This is a genomic window from Acetobacter sp. DmW_043, assembly GCF_002153485.1.
Lineage (GTDB): Bacteria > Pseudomonadota > Alphaproteobacteria > Acetobacterales > Acetobacteraceae > Acetobacter > Acetobacter thailandicus.
Genome location: NZ_JOMN01000011.1, coordinates 1 through 17157 on the forward strand (window position 1 = coordinate 1; position 17157 = coordinate 17157).

The following is a 17157-nucleotide window of genomic DNA, read 5'->3' on the forward strand; positions in this document are numbered from 1 at the left end:
TGTCCGCAATCCACATCGCAGCAAGCTTCATCTTCTATCTCAAAGAATGAGTCCTGAGCCTACAGATAAGGCATAAATAGTCGCACTGCTGCATCTCTGATTTTTATCAGATTGTGTCGCTGATCCAGGTGATGGTGCGTCAGTCTTATATGTTTATGTTTGCTCATAAAATCATCGACAGTACCTGCCAGTGTTTCATCGTAGCTTTCAAAATTAATTTCAAAATTCAGACGCAGGCTTCTTATATCCATATTTGAGCTGCCAGCGAAGGTCCATTTACGATCCACAACCATGAGTTTGGAGTGATTAAAGGGTGGCTTAACCAGCCACACTTTCACACCGGCATCAAGTGCAGGCCCTATGTTGGCGGCACAGGCCCAGTCCATCAACGGATGGTTGCTGTGCTGAGGGATAATGATATCAACTTCAACACCACGCAGGGCAGCCAGAGCCAGTTCGGATAAGACGCGTGACCCGGGCAAAAAATAAGGGGTCATAATTCTGACCTGTTTGCGGGCGAGCGTAACAGCCTGCATCATTGTAAATTCTATTTTTTCAAGGTCACTGTCAGGGCCCGCAGTGACAATACGTGCGGCAATGTTGGAATCTGCTACATGTTCTTTGAAGTAAATATCGCCTTTAAGTATCTCTCCGGTAGAGAAACACCAGTCGGTCGCAATAACTTCCGCCAGTTGCCTGACTATCGGTCCTTCAAGCTGGAAATGCGTATCTGATACAGGCTCTTTGGGATGTTGTAAGACAAGATTTTCATCTGCAATATTTAACCCCCCCATAAAGCCGATTTTACCATCAACAACGAGAATTTTTCGGTGGTTACGCAGGTTGATAAAAGGCATACGCCAGGGAAGCAGAGAATGCATAAAGCGTGAGCATGGAACCCCTGCCCGCCTGAGCCGATGATAAACCGGGGAAAGGAAATAACCGCTTCCTATGCCGTCTACCAGCACGCGAACCTGCACCCCTCTTTTGTGGGCCTGAGATAATTTTTCAATAAAATCACGGCCCGTTTTATCATTGCGAAAAATATAAGAGCATATAAGAATGCTCTGCTCAGCATCTGCAATGGCCTGAAGCATCAGGGGGTATGTATTATCCCCATCATGCAGGCAGGTAATTTTATTATGTTCGGTTAATGGTCGATCAGTTAATTTACGCACCATAATGGCCAGAGGAGCGAGGTCTCCCTGGGGGTTATGTATCCATTGTGATGCATGGTTTGAGCCTGACGTATCGAGCTGAGAATTATCGACCAGTTTCCGGGCCAGTCTGCGCACCCGGTTAATGCCAAACATTAGATATAGTATTGTACCCATGGCAGGCATAAGGATACAAATACCTATCCATCCTATAGCTGATGATGTATTTCTTTTTGTAAGTAAAATATGCAAAGAAACCGTTATAACCAGTATAAAGCGTATTATAGCCGCTGTGATGAACGGAAGATGAGGCAGAATATCAAAAGGGATCATGGCTTCGTATTTGCATAAGGAGTAAACGATTGCTTACATCAAAAGATATCACAGGCAGCACGCCGGGATATCTGAAGGAAAAGCGCCGTCTGAACGGTGCTCTGGCTCATCAGAGTGGCAGGCAGGCAGAACATGATATTAAAGAGAAGCTGATTATCTCAGGGTGGCAGATTTTACTTGAGCGCGCAAGAACACCCTGCGGAGAGATTGATCTGGTTGTTTTAAAAGAAAATTTATTATGCTTTATAGAAGTCAAAAAGCGCAGAACTATAGAGGGGGCTCTCTGTAGCCTTCGGCCACAACAGCAAAGGCGCCTGTATAAAGCGGCTGAATATCTTTTGTCAGTTTATTCCGACTGGCACTATGAAAATATTCGTTTTGACCTGATCGTAACGGACGCAAAAGGCGACGAATATCGGGTGAAAGATATTCTCAGAGAATATTAATATGTGGAATAAAGTTCTTCTTCAGAGAAAAGGATCTTTCTCTCTGAAGAAGGAGTAGAAAAGCCAGCTATCAGGTATGATGGCGGCGGACAACATGCACTCTGTTATGTTTCACCGGGTAAGAAACCAGATGAACCATGTTGCGTGCTGATGTATGGCGTGTGCTTGCCAGATGGTAGCCAGGCACAGCATGTGCCTTGCGACGCACATGAATAACCGGAGGCGGCGCTGTTAAAGAAGCAAAGGTCAGTTTGGTTGCTTCATAATCAGAGATAATGCGTTCAGCATGGGCGCTGGGCCCTGTTGTAATTGCACAGACACTCATGCCTGCAACGAACAGAGCACAACGAACAGACGAAAAACGCATTATGATATTACCTCAGGCAGCCCATGAAATCTGAAAATAAACTACACGGGCCACCATCATCCTGACAACCGAAAAATCAGGATTTCACAGGTTAACTAACTTTTTTTTCATCCAGAAGTTTCTGGAGCTCCCCGGACTGAAACATCTCCGTCACGATGTCGCATCCGCCAATAAATTCCCCGTTAACATAGAGTTGAGGAATAGTCGGCCAGTTTGAAAAGTCCTTAATCCCCTGGCGAATGGCAGGGTCAGCCAGAACATTAATGGCTTTAAATGGTACACCCTGGTGAGACAGGATCTGTACAACACGGGCAGAGAATCCACATTGTGGAAAATCTGCATCGCCTTTCATGAACAGAACAACCGGGTTTGAGTCGATTTCTTTCTGAATGATCTGCTGAGCGGTATCAGACATAATGGTAGATCCTTTAAAAATTACGCTTCAGGCGTAGAGGTCTGGAGTGCAAGAGCATGAAGTTTTCCACCCATGTGCCCTTCAAGAGCCTGATAAACCAGCTGATGCTGCCTGACGCGCGAAAGTCCGCGAAAGGCTTCGCTGACAATCGCGCAGGAATAATGGTCACCATCGCCTGCCAGATCAGTAATTTTGATCTGTGCATCAGGAAAAGCTTTGGTCAGATAACCTTCAAGCTCAGAGACGGACATAGCCATAGTCAAAAAACCTTATTTAGTATTTCTCAGCTGGCCATAAGAGCCGGAAAGAAAGAATCATGCGCTGTACGAAGACGTGCTGCTGATATGGTAACGCCGCTTGGCAAAATCAAATCGCTGCCGCCTGAACGCCCGAGCACGCGTGCCGGAACCCCGGCTTTTTCAGCGCGGGCACACAGGTCAGCCGCATTTTTAACGCAGACGATATAGCGGGCCTGATCTTCACCAAACCAGAAAGCTTCAGGTCTGATACCTGATGCCGGGCTTTCAAGAGTACAGCCAACACCGTCAGCCATGACCATTTCTGCCAGGGCGACAAGAATGCCACCGTCAGCCAGGTCGTGACAGGAGAGCACATGACCTGCCAGAATTTCCTGCCTGACAAAATCACCATTCCGTCTTTCTGTTTTCAGATCGACCGGCGGAGGAGCCCCCTCTTCACGCCCAAGAATTTCGCGCAGCCAGACGGACTGGCCCAGCTCACCTTTGGTGTCGCCAATCAGAACGATATCCGCGTTATCCTGCATGGCCAGACCAATGGCCTTGTTTACGTCTTCAAGCACGCCCAGAGCACCAATAGCTGGTGTTGGCAGAATGGACATGGTTGATCCATCCGGCTGGCGTGTCTCGTTATAGAGTGAGACGTTACCGCTCACGACAGGGAAGTCGAGCTCACGGCAGGCATCGCCCATACCTTCAATAGCGGCAATAAACTGCCCCATAATTTCAGGTTTTTCAGGGTTACCAAAGTTCAGGTTGTCTGTCACAGCTAAGGGGCGTGCGCCAACTGCTGTAATATTTCTCCATGCTTCGGCTACAGCCTGGGCACCACCGGTTTTGGCATCAGCCTGGCAATAACGTGGCGTGCAGTCGGTTGTCAGAGCAAGACCCAGTGAGGTGTCTTCAATTTTGACAATGGCAGCATCTGCCGCTCCGGGGCGACGAACTGTCTGACCACCAACGGTGCTGTCATACTGGTTCCATACCCATGAACGAGACGCCAGGTCGGGAGAGGCAACAAGTTTCAGCAGCATATCTTCAAGCGACAGAGGAGCGTGAATGTCTGCTACCGGTGCGGGTGGTGCTGTACGTGTGGCCGGGCGATCATAGATCGGGGCCTGCTCAGCCAGCGGGTCGAGTGGAATATCAGCCTCAACCTGACCTTTATGCCTGACAACAATATGACCTGTGTCTGTCAGATGCCCGATAATCGCAAAATCGAGTTCCCATTTTTCAAAGATTTTACGGGCAACTTCAGTGCGTTCAGGCTTGAGCACCATGAGCATACGCTCCTGGCTTTCAGACAGCATCATTTCATAAGCTGTCATGCCAGGTTCACGCTGTGGCACATCGTCAAGGTTGAGGTCGATACCAACGCCGCCCTTGCCTGCCATTTCGACAGAAGATGAGGTCAGACCAGCTGCCCCCATATCCTGAATAGCAACAATTGCGTCAGTTGCCATCAGCTCAAGGCAGGCCTCAATGAGCAGTTTCTCAATGAAGGGGTCTCCAACCTGAACAGTCGGGCGTTTTGCCAGTGCATTTTCGTCAAACTCGGCAGAAGACATGGTGGCACCATGAATGCCATCACGTCCTGTGCGCGAACCGACATAAACGACCGGGTTGCCAATACCAGCTGCGGCGGAAAGGAAGATGCGGTCTTTGCGGGCAATACCAACTGTCATGGCGTTAACCAGCGGGTTACCGTCATAAGCCGGGTGGAAGTTAATTTCACCCCCCACTGTTGGCACGCCAACACAGTTACCATAACCGCCAATACCACGCACAACGCCATCAATAATCTGACGTGTTCTGGGGGTTTCGGGGCTGCCAAAACGCAGGGCGTTCAGGTTGGCAACAGGTCGGGCACCCATGGTAAAGACGTCACGCAGAATGCCGCCAACGCCGGTTGCAGCCCCCTGGTAAGGCTCGATGAATGACGGATGGTTATGACTTTCCATTTTGAAAATGGCAGCATAGCCTTCGCCAATATCAACAACGCCTGCGTTTTCACCCGGTCCATGAATAACCCATGGTGCCGTAGTCGGCAGCGTACGCAGCCATTTGCGTGAAGATTTATAGGAGCAGTGCTCTGACCACATGACAGAGAACACACCCAGCTCTGTCAGGCTTGGGGTGCGGCCCATAATATCAACAACACGGGCGTATTCTTCTGACGTCAGGCCAAATTCCTGCGCCAGAGCTTCATCAACAGTCTTTTTCACCGGACAATCGCCTCCACAAGACCAGTAAATAATGGCAGGCCATCTTCTCCGCCCATCAGAGGGTCAACCAGATCCTCCGGGTGAGGCATCATGCCACAGATACGGGTGTTCTGACTTAAAATACCGGCAATGCTGTTCATGCTGCCATTCGGGTTCGTCAGAGTGTCAGTTTCATCAGCCTGGCCGGTGGCTGAAGCATAACGAAAGGCAACGAGCCCCTCACCTTCAAGCTGCTCCAGTGTCCGGGTATCAGCGGTGTAGTTTCCGTCACCATGTGCCATAGGTGTGCGGAACACATCGCCTTTTTTCCATTTATGGGTAAAGGCGGTGTCATTACGTTCAACGCGCAGTGTGCAGTCCTGAGAAAGGAAGCGCAGACCGGCATTGCGCAGCAATGCGCCTGGCAGAAGGCCGGTTTCTGTCAGGATCTGAAAACCGTTACAGACACCGAGAATATGCCCGCCTTTTTGTGCATAGGCACGAATTTCAGACATAATGGGAGAATGAGCGGCCATGGCACCGCATCTCAGATAGTCTCCGTAACTGAAGCCACCTGGCAGAACGACAAGGTCAACATCGGGAAGTTCAGTGTCCCGGTGCCATAACATGACAGGCGCTTTACCCGTAACGCGTCTGAGGGCAATAGCCATATCGCGTTCACGGTTGGTGCCTGGAAAGACGACAATAGCTGCTTTCATTTTTTTGCACTACAGGGGTAAGAGTCATGCAAAGCACGGAAGACACCTTCGCCAACCGGCCGGGAGAGAGTATCGGTATGACCTTTGAGCCATGCGACTACCTTGCTGCGCATTGAGGCTGCATCTTCACTGACCGGGATACAGAAGTCAGCCGCTTCATTGTGCCCTTCATTACGGGCACTCAGCGTGGCAAGGGCGACAGAGTCAGCCATGCCTGAAATATATGCATCACACAATGCGTGACCGGAGGCAGCTGAGCATATTTTGCCAAACCTGCCCGCGGTCATCGGCGTCACACGCTGAGCATGTGCTACGCCCTGTGAGGCGAGCAGTAATGCACCAGCAAGTGTGAGAGAGAAAATTTTCATCCCAGAACCTCAACGGTGAAGTCTTCGATGACCAGGTTTGCCAGCAGTTCACTGGCCATTTTTTCGGCTTCTGCGCGGGCAGCCTGTGCGTCGGTGCTTTTCAGGTCCAGATCAATAATTTTGCCGACACGCACAGCTTCCACGCCAGGAAACCCAAGAGTGTGCAGGGCATGCCCGATGGCTTTACCCTGGGGGTCAAGCACACCTTCTTTAAGCATGACGGTTACGCGTACTTTCATTGGTTGAAATTCCTGTTTACTGAACGAGAGAGAGTTACTGGTCGGTATCGGTGCCGTTTGCTTCCTCGGGAAGGATGCCCAGGCGACGGGCGACTTCCTGATAAGCTTCTTTCACGCCGCCCATGTCACGGCGGAAACGGTCTTTATCAAGTTTTTCTCTGGTCTGACTGTCCCACAGACGGCAGTTGTCAGGAGAGATTTCATCAGCAAGAACGATGGTCATATCGTCCCCGTCCCATGCCCGGCCAAACTCGAGTTTGAAGTCAACAAGCTGAATGCCAATGCCGGTGAAAAGACCACACAGAAAATCATTCACACGCATAGCGTGAGCGGTAATCTCTTCCAGGTCGTGCGGTGTGGCCCAGCCAAAAGCGATGATATGATCTTCTGAAACCAGAGGGTCACCCAAATCATCGTTTTTGTAATAAAACTCAACGACCGTGCGAGGCAGGCGTTCGCCCTCCTCCAGCCCGAAACGCTTGGCAATGCTGCCAGCTGAAATATTACGTAAAACAACTTCGAGAGGGATAATTTCGACCTCTTTTACCAGCTGCTCACGCATATTAATGCGGCGGATGAAGTGGGTGGGAATACCGATTTCCTGGAGGCGCAGCATCAGATACTCACTGATGCGATTATTCAGAACACCTTTGCCGGTAATGACAGCACTTTTGGCACCATTGCCTGCTGTGGCATCATCTTTAAAATACTGAACTACTGTGCCGGGTTCAGGGCCTTCAAAAAGGATTTTGGCTTTACCTTCGTAAAGCTGGCGACGACGGGCCATGATTGTCCTTACCTGTCTTGCTGGAAGTCTATCCCTGCGATCGCTGCATACAGGGCCGGCTTGTGCGGCCCTGCCTGGGTGTTAGCTATAACAGGGTTTTAAAGTTGAAGAAACAGTCTTTCAGGCAGCGGGGCCTGCTTCACCGAAGACCTTTTCATAGATGGCGTCGATGGCTTTAAGGTGCTGACGGCTATCCATAGCAGAATCAAGCAGATCAGCTGAAATGCGCCCGGCAATTTCGGGGTCAGCATCAAGATTCTCGCGGAAGGATTTTCCTTCAGGTGTACCGAGCTTTGTCCAGGTTTCCATCGCGTTGCGCTGTACGATGCGATAGGCATCTTCACGGGACAGGCCAGCGCGTGCAAGTGCAAGCAGAACTTCGCCTGAGTGAACAACACCACCAAGGCTTTCGATGTTTGCTGCCATACGTTCAGGGTAAACCAGCAGTTTGCCGATCAGGCCTGAAAGACGGGCAAGCGCAAAATCAAGGCCGATGGTCGCATCAGGGCAGATATTACGTTCAACAGAAGAATGGCTGATGTCACGCTCGTGCCACAGGGCAACATTCTCAAGTGCCGGGACAACAGCTGAACGAACCAGACGGGCAAGCCCGGTCAGATTTTCAGTCAGCACAGGGTTGCGCTTATGCGGCATGGCAGAAGACCCCTTCTGCCCAGGGTGGAAGAATTCTTCAGCTTCACGCACTTCGGAGCGTTGCAGATGACGAATTTCGGTTGCAATGCGTTCAATGCCGCTTGCAATCACACCCAGGGTGCAGAAATAGGCTGCATGACGGTCACGGGGAATAACCTGTGTTGAAACAGGCTCTGCCTGCAGGCCAAGGCGTTCAGCGACATAATGCTCAACACGCGGGTCAAGATGCGCATATGTGCCTACAGCACCAGAGATCGCACAGGTTGCAATTTCAGCGCGTGCAGCCAGCAGGCGGGCTTTGTTGCGCTCAAACTCCACATAATGGCCAGCGAGCTTCAGACCAAAAGAGGTCGGCTCAGCGTGAATGCCATGGCTGCGACCAATGGTAAGGGTGTGTTTGTGCTCAAATGCACGGACGCGCAGAGCAGAGAGAACTTCGTCAAGGTCTTTCAGCAGCAGGTCAGTTGCCTGCACCAGCTGGACAGAGAGACAGGTATCGAGAATGTCCGATGAGGTCATTCCCAGATGAACAAAACGGCTTTCAGGGCCGACTTTTTCTGCCAGCCAGGTCAGGAAGGCAATAACGTCGTGACGGGTCTCAGCTTCAATTTCGTCAATTCTGGCGAGATCTGCAGCAGAGAAAGCAGCCAGAGCTTTGTCGCCCTTCTCGCGGATCACTTTAACAGCATCTTTGGGGATAGCACCGTATTCAGCCATTGCTTCACAGGCCAGGGCTTCAATCTCAAACCAGATGCGGTAGCGGTTTTCAGGAGACCAGATCGCGGCCATGACGGGACGGGTATAACGTGGCACCATAACTGCAACACTCCTTCAGTTTACAGAAACATGCCGCCTCTCTAGCTGATTTCGTGCTGTGCGTCTGCCACCAAATTCATAAAAGTTTGACCAGAATGCGTGCATTAATCTGAGCGGGCTTCGTATTATACCCGCGCGGATTATTATCGAATCGGAGTTTTTGTGAACAGTTTACTAGATGGCTTTAGCTTTCAGGCTCTTATCGCGTTTTGTCAGGTTATTCTGATTGATATTACTCTGGCGGGCGATAATGCTGTTGTGATCGGGCTTGTTGTTAAATCTCTTTCACCTGCTGAGAGAAAAAAGGCCATTTTTGCAGGCATTGGTATTGCTGCCGTTCTGCGTATTATCCTTGCCCTTGTCGCCGCCAGATTGCTTGAAATTATAGGGCTTACACTTGCCGGTGGTATTTTGCTGCTATGGGTATGCTGGCGGATGTACCGCGAGATGTGCGCCGTTCAGCATGATGACAATGCTGAGGCTGCCGCTCAGGGCAGTATGGGTAAAATTATTTTTCGTATCTTCCTGGCTGACCTTTCTATGAGCCTTGATAATGTTCTCGCTGTAGCGGGAGCAGCAGCCCGGCATCCTTATATTCTTGTGGCAGGGCTTGTTTTCTCTGTTCTTCTGATGGGGGTCGCGGCATCTTATGTTGCACGTCTGCTTGATCGTTATAAATGGCTGTCATGGGTGGGGCTGCTTATCGTGCTGTTTGTTGCCCTTGAGCTGATTTATAAAGGCTCTGCTGAAGTCTGGCCGCATGTTCCGTTTTTTAAGTCGTAATCAGGCTGGCCTGTCCTGTGCCAGGTTGATTGTTCCTGGTGAGCCTGTCAGAGTGAACGAAATGTCATATTCATATTGAGGCATAATGTCTTTTGTTTTGTCTTCGGTGTTGCGTGGTCGTGTTGCAGCACCGCTCATTGTTCTGTGCCTGGGGGCCTGCTCTTCTCATGGGAGAACACAGTCAGCTTCAAATGACGGTCCGGTCAATGCTCCTGCTATTCAGCCCGCTGCACAGTCTGCTGCGGTCAGTTCGGGAGAGACCTCTGTCGCTGACCGTCTTACTCTCTGGCTTAGCCTGACAGGCTCATCGCATGCCAGCGCGCAGGAATATGCAAACTTTTTGCAGACACGCCCTGTATGGCCACGGTGGAGTTTGCTTCAGTTACGTATGCAGCAGGCTCTGACGCGAGAGACTGATACGAGCGTTTTGCAGCAGCTCTGTGCGTCTCAGTCGCTGACTTATAGCCCCGCCCTGGTTAAGTGCGTCACGACGATACCCTCTCTGGCCGGCAAACTCCTTCCCCAGGCGCGTCAGGCCTGGATTAATGGCACAGATTCCGCACAGGCTGCGGTGTCACTGGCGCAGACCTTCCCTCAGGCGGTAACGGCCGAGACTTCGTGGAAACGCTTTAACCGTGAAGAGACCAGCGGTAAGCTTGTTGCAGCACGTCAGACCCTTACTTATCTTGCGCCCTCAGCGCAGGCCCTGGCTCAGGCCCGTTTAGCCTTCAGAGCGGGAGACCCTGGCGCAGAAGCGACACTTGCAGGACTTTCTGCTTCTGATCAGGCTGATACCACACTGGTATATGACAGGCTGCACTGGCTGCGGCTGCAAAAGCGTGATGACGAAGCTCTGGCTTTATGGAAAAATGCCGGTGTACAGGCCGAGGAAAAAACGCACCTGAGTGCTTTCTGGCGTGAACGTGATGCACTCTCGCGTGATTTCCTGCAAAATAATCAGAATACTGAAGCGTTCTGGGTCGCTGATGACAAAATAACAACCGGTGTAAACCGTCTTGATGCGGCTTTTCTGAGTGGCTGGATTGCTCTGCAAAAGCTGAATATGCCCTCTATTTCAGAGCCATTGTTTCGCAGCCTGGCAGCTTCCTCTTCTTTAATTACAAAAAGCCGCGGTTATTACTGGCTGGGGCGCACGCATGCCAGACTGAACCAAACCGCTTCGGCACAGGCAGACTACGCCCGTGCTGCCGGGTATGCAGGCACATTTTACGGGCAGATGGCAGCGGCTGAACTTGATGGTAAGCGCCCTACCCTGCTTAACCCCGATATTATACCAGCCGCTGTCACCAGAAGTCTGCGCGCATGGCAAAACCCCATGCCTCTTTCTGCTGCGGAGGATAGTCCCGGGGGGAATGATCTTGCCCGTGCTGCCGAAATTCTTGTGTCGTGGAATGACCGGCCTCATGCCCGTGATTTTCTGAGCCTGATGCTTATCAGAGCCAGGTCTCTGCGTGAAAAAATAGCCATTGCGCATCTGGCAACCCGTCTGCAAATTCCTGATACAGGTGTTATGGTTGCGCGCTATGCCGGCAGAGATGGCCTCTTCCTGCTGCGTGAAGGCTGGCCACAGCCTTATGCGCTGCCGACAGGCACGGCTGTTTCTCCCGCTCTTGTTCAGGGGCTGATCCGTCAGGAAAGCAGCTTTAACCCGGATGCTGTCAGTCCCTCAAACGCAATTGGCCTGATGCAGCTTAAGACAGGCACCGCGCATGATATGTTACAGTCTGCTGGGCTTCCTGCCTCTGCGGCAACTGCAGGCGGGCTGCATAACCCCGATAATAACATGCGCCTTGGCATGGCCTATCTGTCTTATCTGCAGGGGCGGTTTGCCTCTGTCGTACCTTATGTCACCGCATCTTATAACGGGGGACCAAACCGCCTGGCGCGCTGGCTGAGTGCACAGGGCAACCCTGCTGAAAGTCAGGCCAGTCAGGATGACATGATCGACTGGATTGAAACCATTCCTTACGGCGAAACACGTAATTACGTGCAGCGTGTGTGGGAAAATATGACGATATATAGCGTTCTGGGGAAAAACACATGACGATTGCACGTATTATTGCGACCTTTGGTGGCTGTGGGCTTGCACCTAAAGCGCCTGGCACGGTCGGGTCTCTGGCAGCACTCATTGCTGGTTTACCTTTGCTTAAAAAGCCAAAGGTTTTGTTGCTGAGCGCTGTTGCGGCAACAGGTGTTGGTTTGTGGGCTTCACACAAAGCCGGTGACGGTGAAGATCACAGCTGGATTGTGATTGATGAAGTTGCCGGAATGTGGATCAGCCTTCTGGCGTGTGCTGCAGTCGATAAAAAGAAATCAGCCGGCTGGTTGTGGCCTTTAGTTGCTTTTGGTTTATTTCGCCTGTTTGACATTAAAAAACCCGGGCCTGTTGGCTATATGGATCGACGCCATGATGCGGTTGGCATTATGGGCGATGATGTTGTTGCCGGTATAATGGCTGCGCTCTGCATTAAAGTACTGCGTACTGCTGCCGGCTTTTTTAAAAAGGCCTGAGATCTGATGTTTTCCCTCACCGCTCCCTCTGATGCCCTGCTGACAGAAGGTCTGCTGACAGCAAAAGCTGTCATGGAGCGTCTCAGCCAGTCAGGCCAGCGTGTTGTAACTGCAGAGAGCTGCACTGGTGGTCTTGTTTCGGCTTTGCTTGTGCATCATGCCGGTGCATCTGACTGTGTTGAGGGGGCGTTTGTTACTTATTCTAACCAGCTAAAACACTCTGCCCTTGATGTCAGGGACGAGACACTGGCTCGTTTTGGCGCTGTGAGTGCAGAGACCGTGACAGAAATGGCTGAAGGCGCGCTGCGTGCTGCAGCCAGAGCAACAGTTGCAGTTTCTGTCTCTGGTATTGCCGGGCCAGGTGGCGGGTCTGATGAAAAGCCTGTTGGTCTTGTATGGTTCGGTCTGGCGGTGAACGGTAAAAAAACTAAAGCCGTAAGTCAGAATTTTGAGGGCAGCCGTACCGAAATACGCTGGCAGGCTGCCCTTTATGCATTACAGCTTATCGCTGGATATGATGAGTAAAAGCGCGCCTTAGTCTTTACTGAAAGAAGGCATGACTGGTGCATCAGGGAACGGTGGTGCTGTCGTTCCCGTTCCCGGAGCGATCATGACCGGCTGCGGCTGTACAGGCGCTTTAGCTGCTACGGGAGCAGCTGCTTGATGGTCTTTTTTGTGCTTGTCGGGTGTACTGCAGCCGGCAGTCAGTGCTGCGATTGTCACTAAAATAGTCGCGTTACGTATTAAGCTCATAAAATGATTACCCTGCGTGAGACGATTATTACTTCATAAGCCTCGCAGAGTATCACTATTACTGCAAAGCTGCTGACGTTTTACCAGGTGTGAGATATATTGCCTGGGGTGGCCCGTAAATATCACGGGCACGTTTAAGAAACGCTGTGACCATGCGACGCACAGCTTCAGCAAACACGACACCAATTGCGGCTTGCAGAATTTTAGAACGAAATTCAAAGTCGACGAAAAATTCGACCTGGCAACCACGGGGGTCTGGTGTGAAAGTCCACACATTTTTGAGGTATTTAAACGGTCCCTGCTCATACTGAACAAGTATGCGCGAGGGTCTCTCAAGCGTTACGCGAGAGGTAAAACTTTCCCGGAAAGGGCCAAAACCAATAGCCAGGTCCGCAACCAGTTCGGTTTGTGTCTTTGTGCGTATACGCGATGAAACACACCAGGGAAGAAATTCAGGATAGCGTGCAACATCAGCAACAAGGTCAAAAATCTGTTCTGGCGGATAAGCAAGAACACGCTTTTCTGCGTGTTTAGGCATTCTGACTTCCTTTCAGACGTTCTGAGCGCGCCTGCCTCAGAGCCGCGAAGTCTGCGTCGGCATGGTAAGATGATCTGGTAAGAGGGCTGGAACTTACCTGTAAAAAACCCTTGGCACGGGCCATAGCGCCATACTCCTCAAATTCCTGAGGGGTAACAAAACGGTCAACGGCAGCGTGCTTAACGGTAGGCTGAAGGTACTGTCCCATGGTAATAAAATCAACATCAGCAATACGCAGGTCATCCATAACCTGTGCGAGCTCCATTTTTTCTTCACCCAGGCCGAGCATGAGGCCTGATTTGGTGAAAATGGAAGGATCAAGCTGTTTGATACGGTCAAGCAGCCTTAAGGACTGATAGTACCGTGCACCGGGTCTGATCGTCGGGTAGAGGCGTGGTACAGTTTCAAGGTTGTGGTTAAATACATCAGGTTTTGCTTCAGCAATCACTTCAAGAGTATTTTGCTTACGTAAAAAATCCGGTGTCAGAATTTCAATAGTTGTTTCTGGTGATGCGGCACGCACAGCCGTGATCACACGTGCAAAATGTTTTGCCCCGCCATCAGCCAGGTCATCACGGTCAACCGATGTAATCACGACATGGCGCAGGCCAAGTTTGGCGACAGCATCGGCAACACGGGCGGGTTCGTCATCATCCAGCGCATTTGGCATACCCGTTGTAATGTTGCAGAACGCGCAGGCACGGGTGCAGATTTCGCCCATGATCATCATGGTGGCATGACGCTGTGACCAGCATTCACCAATATTGGGGCATGCGGCCTCTTCGCACACTGTGACGAGTTTGTTCTCGCGCATCAGGTTGCGGGTCTCATGATAGACCGGATCAACCGGAGCCTTCACACGGATCCAGCTCGGTTTACGGGCAACAGGGTTGTCAGGCCGGTGTGCTTTTTCCGGATGTCTGACTTTCTCTGCGCCACCTTTGCGGTGATCGATCAATACACGAGTGGACATATATCTGGTTCTGCCTGTTCTGAAACCATCATCAGAACTGGAGCTTCCTGCCCTCTGCGTCAAGGCAGGAAGTGTGCTCCTTCACTCTGATCAGGTATTACCTCTGCACAATACACATTTCAGAGTGTAAACTCTAGAAATGCAGCGCACCATCATAAGCTGCAAGTACAGCTTCATGCATTGATTCTGAGATGGTCGGATGCGGGAAGATCGTTTCGATCAGCTCTGCTTCCGTCAGCTCACTGCTGCGCGCAATAACGTAGCCCTGAATCATTTCCGTAACCTCGGCGCCAATCATGTGTGCGCCAAGCAGCTCACCGGTTTTGGCATCAAACACGGTTTTGATCAGACCTTCAGGCTCGCCCATGGCCAGTGCTTTACCGTTTGCTGCCAGAGGGAACTTGCCCACCCGCACTTTATAACCGGCTTCTTTGGCTTTTGCTTCTGTATAGCCAACAGAAGCTACCTGAGGGCGACAATATGTGCAGCCAGGAATTTTTGTCGGATCAATAGCATGAACGGTTTTGCCGGCAATTGCTTCAACGCACATGACAGCTTCGTGGCTGGCTTTATGGGCAAGCCATGGTGCGCCGGCAATATCGCCAATAGCATAAATACCAGGTTCAGCCGTGCGGCACAGGGAGTCAGTTACAATATGGGTACGATCAACAACAATTTTTGTGTTTTCAAGACCGAGATTTTCAACATTACCCACAATACCAACGGCTGAAATCACCCGGTCAACAACGATTGTCTGTGTTTTGCCACCGGCTTCAACAGGAACAGAAACTTCACTGGCCGTTTTGCTCAAAGCCCCCAGTTTTGCACTGGTTATAACTTTAATGCCCTGTTTCTCGAAAGATTTCTGAGCAATAGCACTGATCTCTTCATCTTCGACCGGCAGTATGCGTGGCGCAACTTCAACCAGTGTGACTTCTGAACCCATATTACGGTAGAATGAAGCAAATTCAGTGCCAATAGCACCTGAACCAATAACCAGCAGGCGGGCTGGCAGTTCTTCAGGCACAAGTGCTTCACGGTAGGACCATACCAGCTTACCATCAGGCTCAAGTCCTGGCAGTTTGCGGGCCCGGGCACCCGTGGCCAGAATAACATGGCGTGCGCTCAGTGTTGCCGTAACCGCATCTTTCTCGTGCACCAGCACCTTGCGTGTGCCGTCTTTTGCCAGTTCGCCAAGTTTACCAAAACCATTAAAAACAGGCACTTTGGCTTTCTTAAGCAGGTGAGCAATACCGCCTGAGAGCTTACCGGATACAGCGCGTGAGCGGGCAACGACAGCCTTAAAGTCAAAGCTGATGTTATCAGCTTTAAAACCATAAGCAGGCAGATCATGCAGAAGATGGTTAATTTCCGATGCTCTGAGCAATGCCTTGGTGGGAATACATCCCCAGTTCAGGCAGATACCGCCCAGATGATTTGCTTCAACTACAGCAACAGAAAGCCCCAGCTGGGCAGCGCGCAGTGCTGCCACATACCCGCCAGGTCCGCCCCCGACAACGATAATATCAAAATTTGTCTGGCTCATGATGAGTCTCTCAGTCAGATAACAAGGTTCAGAGGAGATTCAACAACAGAACGGAAGGCTGACAGCCATTCTGCTGCGGTTGAGCCATCAATTACACGATGATCAACTGAGAGGGTCACGGTCATAACAGTTGCTGGCACGATCTCGCTGCCCTTAATCACAGGCTGCCTGCGACCTGCGGCAATAGCCAGAATGGCAGCCTGTGGCGGGTTAATAATAGCTGAGAAATCTTTTACGCCATACATACCCATGTTGGAGACGGAGAATGTACCACCCTGGAATTCATCCGGCTTCAGCTTGCCTTCGCGGGCACGTTTGACCAGATCTTTCGCTTCCTGGCTGATTTGTCGGAGGCTTTTTTTATCAGCCTGTCTGACGATAGGCGTGATCAGACCATCAGGAATAGAAACAGCGACTGAAATGTCGGCATCATCATACAGAATCATCGCCTCATCGGTATAAGAGGCGTTGACAGCAGGTACGCGTTTCAGAGCCACAGCGACAGCTTTAATCAGCATGTCATTAACGGAAATTTTGAAAGATTCTTCGCCTTCAGATGCTGCCAGAGCATTAATCTGTGAACGCAGAGCCAGCAGAGCATCAAGCTCAACATCAACAGAAACGTAGAAGTGAGGAATGGTGCTTTTGGCTTCGGTCAGACGTTTTGCAATGACCTTACGCATTGTAGAATGCGGGACAGTGCGGGTCTCGCCTGCTGCAACAGCGGCCTGGACAGGTGCTTTTGGTGCAGAGGCCGCAGCTTCAACATCACGACGGACAATACGGCCGTGCGGGCCGCTTCCCTTCAGTTTCGAGATGTCGATGTTGTTCTGCTTCGCAATGCGACGTGCCAGTGGAGAGGCAAAGATACGATCTTTACCATGAGCCGGAGCGACCTTCGCAGGTGTGAGGGCTGGTGCTGCAGCAGCTTTTTTTGCCGGTTCAGCAACGGAAGCTGCCGGAGCAGCGGCTGGTGCCGGTGGCGCAGATTTTGTAACCTGATCAGGCACAGCCTCGCCTTCTTCTACGAGAATGGCGATCGGTGTGTTAACAGCAACGCCCTGCGCTCCGGCCTCGATCAGAATACGCCCCAGAATGCCTTCATCAACGGCTTCGACTTCCATCGTTGCTTTATCAGTTTCGATTTCAGCCAGAACGTCACCGCTTGAAACGGTGTCGCCCTCTTTTTTAAGCCAGCGTGCCAGTGTGCCCTCAGTCATTGTCGGAGAGAGCGCGGGCATAAGAATTTCAGTAGCCATTTTGCTTCTCC

At 51.1% G+C, this 17157-nt stretch carries 20 protein-coding genes; 5 read left to right on the plus strand and 15 right to left on the minus strand.

Annotated elements, in window-relative coordinates; genetic code table 11:
• Window positions 1-59: 59 nt before the first annotated feature.
• On the minus strand, window positions 60-1490 hold the full coding sequence (gene cls / locus HK11_RS03895; RefSeq protein WP_086554039.1) for a cardiolipin synthase: 1431 nt from the start codon (window positions 1488-1490) through the stop codon (window positions 60-62).
• A gap of 29 nt (window positions 1491-1519) precedes the next feature.
• Here cls and HK11_RS03900 point away from each other — a divergent pair, with 29 nt between their 5' ends.
• The gene (locus tag HK11_RS03900) at window positions 1520-1936 is read left to right on the plus strand and encodes a YraN family protein (protein WP_158092782.1); all 417 of its coding nucleotides are present in this window, start codon (window positions 1520-1522) and stop codon (window positions 1934-1936) included.
• 70 nt (window positions 1937-2006) lie between these two features.
• Here HK11_RS03900 and HK11_RS03905 read toward each other — a convergent pair whose 3' ends face one another.
• The 9 genes from HK11_RS03905 to purB all read right to left on the minus strand — a co-directional run bounded on the left by HK11_RS03905 (window position 2007) and on the right by purB (window position 8762).
• Window positions 2007-2303 carry a hypothetical protein gene (locus HK11_RS03905; RefSeq protein ID WP_233133300.1) on the minus strand — a complete coding sequence of 99 codons (297 nt, stop codon included), beginning with the start codon at window positions 2301-2303 and terminating at the stop codon, window positions 2007-2009.
• A gap of 91 nt (window positions 2304-2394) precedes the next feature.
• Window positions 2395-2718, minus strand: a complete 324-nt coding sequence (grxD, locus tag HK11_RS03910; protein ID WP_086554042.1) for a Grx4 family monothiol glutaredoxin — start codon at window positions 2716-2718, stop codon at window positions 2395-2397.
• 20 nt (window positions 2719-2738) lie between these two features.
• A complete protein-coding gene (locus HK11_RS03915; protein WP_086554043.1) occupies window positions 2739-2975 on the minus strand; it encodes a BolA/IbaG family iron-sulfur metabolism protein in 237 nt (78 codons plus the stop codon).
• Between the two features lie 26 nt (window positions 2976-3001).
• The gene (purL, locus tag HK11_RS03920; RefSeq protein WP_086554044.1) at window positions 3002-5200 is read right to left on the minus strand and encodes a phosphoribosylformylglycinamidine synthase subunit PurL; all 2199 of its coding nucleotides are present in this window, start codon (window positions 5198-5200) and stop codon (window positions 3002-3004) included.
• Window positions 5197-5898 carry a phosphoribosylformylglycinamidine synthase subunit PurQ gene (gene purQ, locus HK11_RS03925; protein WP_086554045.1) on the minus strand — a complete coding sequence of 234 codons (702 nt, stop codon included), beginning with the start codon at window positions 5896-5898 and terminating at the stop codon, window positions 5197-5199. Before purQ ends, purL begins: the two co-directional genes overlap by 4 nt.
• The gene (locus HK11_RS03930; RefSeq protein WP_086554046.1) at window positions 5895-6266 is read right to left on the minus strand and encodes a Rap1a/Tai family immunity protein; all 372 of its coding nucleotides are present in this window, start codon (window positions 6264-6266) and stop codon (window positions 5895-5897) included. Before HK11_RS03930 ends, purQ begins: the two co-directional genes overlap by 4 nt.
• Window positions 6263-6505, minus strand: a complete 243-nt coding sequence (gene purS / locus HK11_RS03935; RefSeq protein ID WP_086554047.1) for a phosphoribosylformylglycinamidine synthase subunit PurS — start codon at window positions 6503-6505, stop codon at window positions 6263-6265. Before purS ends, HK11_RS03930 begins: the two co-directional genes overlap by 4 nt.
• A 34-nt stretch (window positions 6506-6539) precedes the next feature.
• Entirely contained in the window at window positions 6540-7292 is a 753-nt protein-coding gene (gene purC / locus HK11_RS03940; RefSeq protein WP_086554048.1) for a phosphoribosylaminoimidazolesuccinocarboxamide synthase, read from the minus strand.
• A gap of 120 nt (window positions 7293-7412) precedes the next feature.
• Window positions 7413-8762, minus strand: a complete 1350-nt coding sequence (purB, locus tag HK11_RS03945) for an adenylosuccinate lyase (protein WP_086554049.1) — start codon at window positions 8760-8762, stop codon at window positions 7413-7415.
• A 162-nt stretch (window positions 8763-8924) separates the two neighbouring features.
• On the opposite strand from purB, the gene HK11_RS03950 reads away from it, so the two are divergent.
• The 4 genes from HK11_RS03950 (at window position 8925) to HK11_RS03965 (ending at window position 12602) form a co-directional block, all read left to right on the plus strand.
• A complete protein-coding gene (locus HK11_RS03950; RefSeq protein ID WP_086554050.1) occupies window positions 8925-9545 on the plus strand; it encodes a YjbE family putative metal transport protein in 621 nt (206 codons plus the stop codon).
• Between the two features lie 85 nt (window positions 9546-9630).
• The gene (locus HK11_RS03955; RefSeq protein WP_086554051.1) at window positions 9631-11610 is read left to right on the plus strand and encodes a lytic transglycosylase domain-containing protein; all 1980 of its coding nucleotides are present in this window, start codon (window positions 9631-9633) and stop codon (window positions 11608-11610) included.
• Window positions 11607-12077 (plus strand): phosphatidylglycerophosphatase A, encoded by a 471-nt coding sequence (locus HK11_RS03960; RefSeq protein WP_086554052.1) that lies wholly within the window; start codon window positions 11607-11609, stop codon window positions 12075-12077. The genes HK11_RS03955 and HK11_RS03960 overlap by 4 nt, the downstream gene beginning before the upstream one ends.
• A gap of 6 nt (window positions 12078-12083) precedes the next feature.
• Complete coding sequence (locus HK11_RS03965) at window positions 12084-12602, plus strand: CinA family protein (RefSeq protein WP_086554053.1); 519 nt, start codon at window positions 12084-12086, stop codon at window positions 12600-12602.
• Between the two features lie 9 nt (window positions 12603-12611).
• Here the strand turns inward: HK11_RS03965 and HK11_RS03970 are convergent, their stop codons facing one another.
• The 5 genes from HK11_RS03970 to HK11_RS03990 form a co-directional block, all read right to left on the minus strand.
• Window positions 12612-12830, minus strand: a complete 219-nt coding sequence (locus HK11_RS03970) for a hypothetical protein (RefSeq protein WP_086554054.1) — start codon at window positions 12828-12830, stop codon at window positions 12612-12614.
• A gap of 58 nt (window positions 12831-12888) precedes the next feature.
• Window positions 12889-13368: a type II toxin-antitoxin system RatA family toxin gene (locus HK11_RS03975; RefSeq protein WP_086554055.1), complete on the minus strand. Its 480-nt coding sequence runs from the start codon at window positions 13366-13368 to the stop codon at window positions 12889-12891.
• Window positions 13361-14341, minus strand: coding sequence for a lipoyl synthase (lipA, locus tag HK11_RS03980; RefSeq protein WP_086554056.1), 981 nt, complete (start codon window positions 14339-14341; stop codon window positions 13361-13363). The genes HK11_RS03975 and lipA overlap by 8 nt, the downstream gene beginning before the upstream one ends.
• A gap of 133 nt (window positions 14342-14474) precedes the next feature.
• Window positions 14475-15887 (minus strand): dihydrolipoyl dehydrogenase, encoded by a 1413-nt coding sequence (gene lpdA / locus HK11_RS03985; RefSeq protein WP_086554057.1) that lies wholly within the window; start codon window positions 15885-15887, stop codon window positions 14475-14477.
• A gap of 14 nt (window positions 15888-15901) precedes the next feature.
• Window positions 15902-17146, minus strand: a complete 1245-nt coding sequence (locus HK11_RS03990) for a pyruvate dehydrogenase complex dihydrolipoamide acetyltransferase (RefSeq protein WP_086554058.1) — start codon at window positions 17144-17146, stop codon at window positions 15902-15904.
• Window positions 17147-17157 lie beyond the last annotated feature (11 nt).